The organism is Cysteiniphilum sp., from assembly GCF_057495195.1.
Genome location: NZ_JBXTEF010000112.1, coordinates 1 through 4438 on the forward strand (window position 1 = coordinate 1; position 4438 = coordinate 4438).

The following is a 4438-nucleotide window of genomic DNA, read 5'->3' on the forward strand; positions in this document are numbered from 1 at the left end:
TCAGACTTTACAAGGAGAAGAATTAAATGAATAGAAAAGATCCCTATAAACCTATGCTTTGCAAGAGGGGTGCCGAGTTTACGAGGCGGGGTGTTGAAATAGCAAAAGTTCGTAAGTCCAGAGTATTAGAGAATATAAAAACAGGAGCTATGGGTGCTAACAATGAAACAGCATAAATATTTATTTATAGATCGTGATGGCACAATCATTATTGAGCCTGAAGATAAACAAATTGATCATATTGATAAGCTTGATTTTTTACCGGGTGTATTTGATGCGCTTATTACCTTGCAACAGGCGGGATTCAAGCTCGTTATGGTCAGTAATCAAGATGGTTTGGGTACTTCTTCTTTTCCAGAGAATGATTTTAATGCACCACATGAGTTGATGTTAAGAGTTCTTAAATCACAAGGGATTATCTTTGAAGATATTCTAATCTGCCCGCATTTTGATAGTGATCATTGTGACTGTCGCAAGCCAAAAGTGGGGTTATTAATGTCCTATTTGCGTGATCAGCGTATCAATCGCGATCACAGTTATGTCATTGGGGATAGGTTAACTGATCTTCAGTTGGCGGATAATCTAGGGATTAAAGGCATTCAAATCGCAAATGAGCAATATCCTGATTGGTTAACGATTAAAAACCATATTCTTTACACGCCAAGAGTGGCAACGATTACGCGTAAAACACAAGAAACCGACATTACTGTGTCAGTTAACTTGGATCAAGCAGGCAAAATAAATATCCATAGTGGTATTGATTTTCTGGATCATATGCTTGAGCAAGTGGCAAAGCATTCAGGCATTAGCATGGATATTCAAGCGCAAGGCGATTTGCATATTGATGATCATCATACGGTTGAGGATATTGCCATTACTTTGGGACAAGCATTATCTCAAGCATTGGCTGATAAACTAGGTATAAAGCGCTATGGATTTCTACTGCCGATGGATGAAGCAAGGGCTGAGATTGCTTTAGATTTAAGTGGGCGATTTTATTGTTTATTTGAGGCTGATTTTAACCGTGATAAAGTCGGTGACCTATCGGTTGAGCTCGTTAGTCATTTCTTTTACTCACTGGCAGAGAGTCTTAAGGCAACCTTGCATATTAAACTTAAAGGGCACAACACGCATCATATGATTGAGGCAGCCTTTAAAGCCTTGGGTAAAGTCTTAAAGCAAGCGGTAGCGAAGACCTCGTTAGATATGCCAAGTACCAAGGGGGTGCTATGATTGCAATCATTGATTGTTGTGGCAGTAACTTTGCCTCAATTCAATATGCGTTTGAGCGCTTGGGACAAACGGTTGTGTTAACACATGATCATGAGGTTATTCAAGCAGCGGATTATGTGATCTTGCCAGGGGTTGGGCATGCCAAAACAGCGATGGAGGCATTAAGGTCACATCAATTAGAGCAGCTGATCCCGACACTTACACAGTCGGTATTGGGTATTTGCTTAGGAATGCAGTTGTTACATGAGTTCTCAGAAGAAGGCATGGTTGAATGTTTAAAAATCATCCCAGGTAGCGTTAAAAGGTTTCAATCAAGTGATGCCTTGATTCCACATATGGGCTGGAATCGTTTATTGATTGATAATACAGTGCATAACACCAATGCCTTGCTTTCTGGGATTAATCCTGATGATTATGTCTATTATGTGCATAGCTTCTATGCTGAGCCTACAGCGTTTACCGTGGCATATAACGATTATATTAATCACTTTAGTGCGATGGTTAATAAAGATAATTTCTATGGTATGCAGTTTCATCCAGAGAAATCTGGCAAGGTGGGCGAGCGATTGTTGAGAAATTTTATTACGAAAATTTAAAGGCTGAGAAACTAAAAAGTTTTGGATATTAGTTATCGGTAGTCTAAAATGATACTAGGTAGTACCTGGTATTATAAGGAGCATATTATGGCAACATCACTAAAAATTTCAGAAGATTTAAAAGGGCGCATTCAGCAGCTAGCTCGATTACAGGACAGAACGCCACATTGGATTATGATGCGGGCAATTAATGAGTATGTTTCAAAAGAAGAAAAGAAAGAACAATTTAAGCAGGAAGCATTGGCTTCATGGCAATCTTTTAAAGAAACCGGATTGCATATTACTGGAGATGAGGCCATTCGTTGGTTGCAAACTTGGGGAACTGACAGTGAGGAGCCTGCACCTAAATGTCACAAATAAAAATTACAGAAGTTGCTTTACAAGGGATTCAGCGTTGCCAATCTTTTCTTGAGTCTAGAAATACTCTGGCAAGTCAACGAGCAGCAAATGAAATCGCCAAGTATATTCAATTACTTAAAGAAACCCCAGAAATGGGCAGACCATTATCTGATCATCTTCGAGAGTTGATTATTCCATTTGGTGATTCTGGCTATGCGGTTTTATACAGATATGAAGCAGTGACTGATATTTGTCATGTTTTGGCATTTAAACATCAGAAAGAAGTAGGTTATTAAAAGAGGAAATAAATGAATATTATCCCAGCAATAGACTTAATCAATGGTCAGTGTGTACGCTTACAAAAAGGTGATTTTAATGCCGTCACCCAATATACGGTTAGACCTGAAGATATGGCAATGAATTATCAACAAAGTGGTGCTAACTATTTGCATGTTGTCGATTTGGATGGCGCAAAGCAAGGTAGGCTTAAGCAGCTTGATGTGATCAAAGGCATTCGCAATAGTACGACATCAATCATGCAGGTTGGCGGTGGCATTAAGGATGAGGAAACGATCGATAACTTATTATCAATCGGTGTTGATCGTGTGGTGCTAGGTAGCATTGCTGTCAAAGATTATGAGCAAACAGTGCGGCTTTTTGAGCGCTTTGGTGCGGATAAAATCGTATTGGCACTTGATGTTAATATCGTTAATGGCACACCGATGGTGGCAACGCATGGCTGGATTAATACCAGTGATCAGAGTCTATATGATGTCATTGATTACTATTTAGCATATGGTTTAGTGCATGTGCTATGTACCGACATTAGTAAAGATGGCATGTTGCAAGGTGCTAATACACAACTTTATCAAGACTTGGTTGCTAAATATCCAAATATTTCATTTCAAGCGTCAGGTGGTATTGGTGCCTTGGCTGATTTGCACAATCTCAAAAAGACCAAGGTGCATAGTGTGATTGTCGGACGCGCGCTTTATGAAAATAAATTTAGCTTAAATGAGGCGCTAACATGCTAACAAAACGTATTATTCCATGCTTGGATGTATTAAATGATCAAGTGGTTAAGGGTGTGAAGTTCCAGAATCATCGGATTGTCGGTGATATTGTTACACTAGCCAAGCACTATAGTGAGCAAGGTGCTGATGAGTTGGTGTTTTATGATATTGCTGCAAGTACACGTAAGCACGGTGTGTCACCTAAATGGGTAACAGATATTGCCAAAGCGATTAATATCCCATTTTGTGTTGCAGGTGGTATTCGTAGTGTTGATCAAGCGCGTACTATCTTAAATGCTGGGGCGGATAAAGTATCGATTAATTCACCTGCACTAGAGCGTCCAGAGCTTATTGATGAATTAGTCGATGCTTTTGGTCAGCAATGTGTTGTCGTTGGTATTGATAGTAATGATATTGATGGTGAATATGTTGTCTGTCAATATACAGGTGATGTTGAAAAAACGCTAAAAACCACACGTAGCACCAAAGATTGGGTAACGGAAGTTGCCAAGCGAGGTGCCGGTGAGATTGTCATCAACTGCATGCAACAAGATGGGGTTAAAAATGGCTATGATATTGCGCATTTAGCAGTAGTTTCACACATGGTTAATATCCCTGTAATCGCTTCAGGGGGTGCTGGAGAAATGATACACTTCAATGAAGTATTTCAACAAACACGGGTATCAGGCGCACTTGCTGCAAGTGTTTTTCACAGTGGCAGTATTGAAATTCCTGAGCTTAAAGCCTATCTCAAAACACATGGTCAAACCATTAGAATGTCGAATTAAGGATAAATGTGGATAAACTTATTTTAAACAAAATTGACTGGCAGAAAATGAATCACTTGGTGCCTGTTGTTGTGCAATGTCGTACCTCTGGCAAGGTGCTGATGTTAGGATTCATGAATGAAGAGGCCTTATCACAGACGATGATTACTGGCTTTGTAACTTTTTACAGTCGCAGTAAACAAAGGCTTTGGCAAAAAGGTGAAACAAGTGGCAATGTTTTGAAGCTTATTGATATCGCTGTAGATTGCGATGGAGATAGTCTTGTTGCGCTAGTTGATGCGGTGGGCCCGACATGTCACAAGGGTACCGAAAGCTGCTTTGATAAGACCTATGATAATCCGTATGAAGTATTGGCGCGATTAGAAAATACCATCAAACAACGTAAAAAAGATAAACCACAAAATAGTTATGTTACGAGCCTTTTTGCTAGTGGTGTGTCGCGCATTGCGCAAAAGGTCGGTGAAGAAGG

General features: G+C 39.7%; 8 protein-coding genes. All 8 read left to right on the forward strand.

The genetic code is table 11. The features are described 5' to 3' along the window. The first annotated feature begins 26 nt into the window (after window positions 1-26). Window positions 27-176, forward strand: a complete 150-nt coding sequence (locus ACY10D_RS10080; protein ID WP_487000603.1) for a hypothetical protein — start codon at window positions 27-29, stop codon at window positions 174-176. Next, window positions 163-1233 (forward strand): bifunctional histidinol-phosphatase/imidazoleglycerol-phosphate dehydratase HisB, encoded by a 1071-nt coding sequence (hisB, locus tag ACY10D_RS10085; protein ID WP_487000604.1) that lies wholly within the window; start codon window positions 163-165, stop codon window positions 1231-1233. The genes ACY10D_RS10080 and hisB overlap by 14 nt, the downstream gene beginning before the upstream one ends. Then, window positions 1230-1829, forward strand: a complete 600-nt coding sequence (gene hisH, locus ACY10D_RS10090; RefSeq protein ID WP_487000605.1) for an imidazole glycerol phosphate synthase subunit HisH — start codon at window positions 1230-1232, stop codon at window positions 1827-1829. The genes hisB and hisH overlap by 4 nt, the downstream gene beginning before the upstream one ends. An 87-nt stretch (window positions 1830-1916) precedes the next feature. Next, a complete protein-coding gene (locus ACY10D_RS10095; protein WP_487000606.1) occupies window positions 1917-2189 on the forward strand; it encodes a CopG family ribbon-helix-helix protein in 273 nt (90 codons plus the stop codon). Beyond that, window positions 2177-2464: a type II toxin-antitoxin system RelE/ParE family toxin gene (locus ACY10D_RS10100; RefSeq protein ID WP_487000607.1), complete on the forward strand. Its 288-nt coding sequence runs from the start codon at window positions 2177-2179 to the stop codon at window positions 2462-2464. The genes ACY10D_RS10095 and ACY10D_RS10100 overlap by 13 nt, the downstream gene beginning before the upstream one ends. Before the next feature lie 12 nt (window positions 2465-2476). Beyond that, the gene (gene hisA, locus ACY10D_RS10105; protein WP_487000608.1) at window positions 2477-3202 is read left to right on the forward strand and encodes a 1-(5-phosphoribosyl)-5-[(5-phosphoribosylamino)methylideneamino]imidazole-4-carboxamide isomerase; all 726 of its coding nucleotides are present in this window, start codon (window positions 2477-2479) and stop codon (window positions 3200-3202) included. Beyond that, window positions 3196-3969, forward strand: a complete 774-nt coding sequence (gene hisF / locus ACY10D_RS10110; RefSeq protein ID WP_487000609.1) for an imidazole glycerol phosphate synthase subunit HisF — start codon at window positions 3196-3198, stop codon at window positions 3967-3969. Before hisA ends, hisF begins: the two co-directional genes overlap by 7 nt. An 8-nt stretch (window positions 3970-3977) precedes the next feature. Next, the coding region (gene hisIE / locus ACY10D_RS10115; RefSeq protein ID WP_487000610.1) for a bifunctional phosphoribosyl-AMP cyclohydrolase/phosphoribosyl-ATP diphosphatase HisIE at window positions 3978-4438 on the forward strand (461 nt) is incomplete at its 3' end.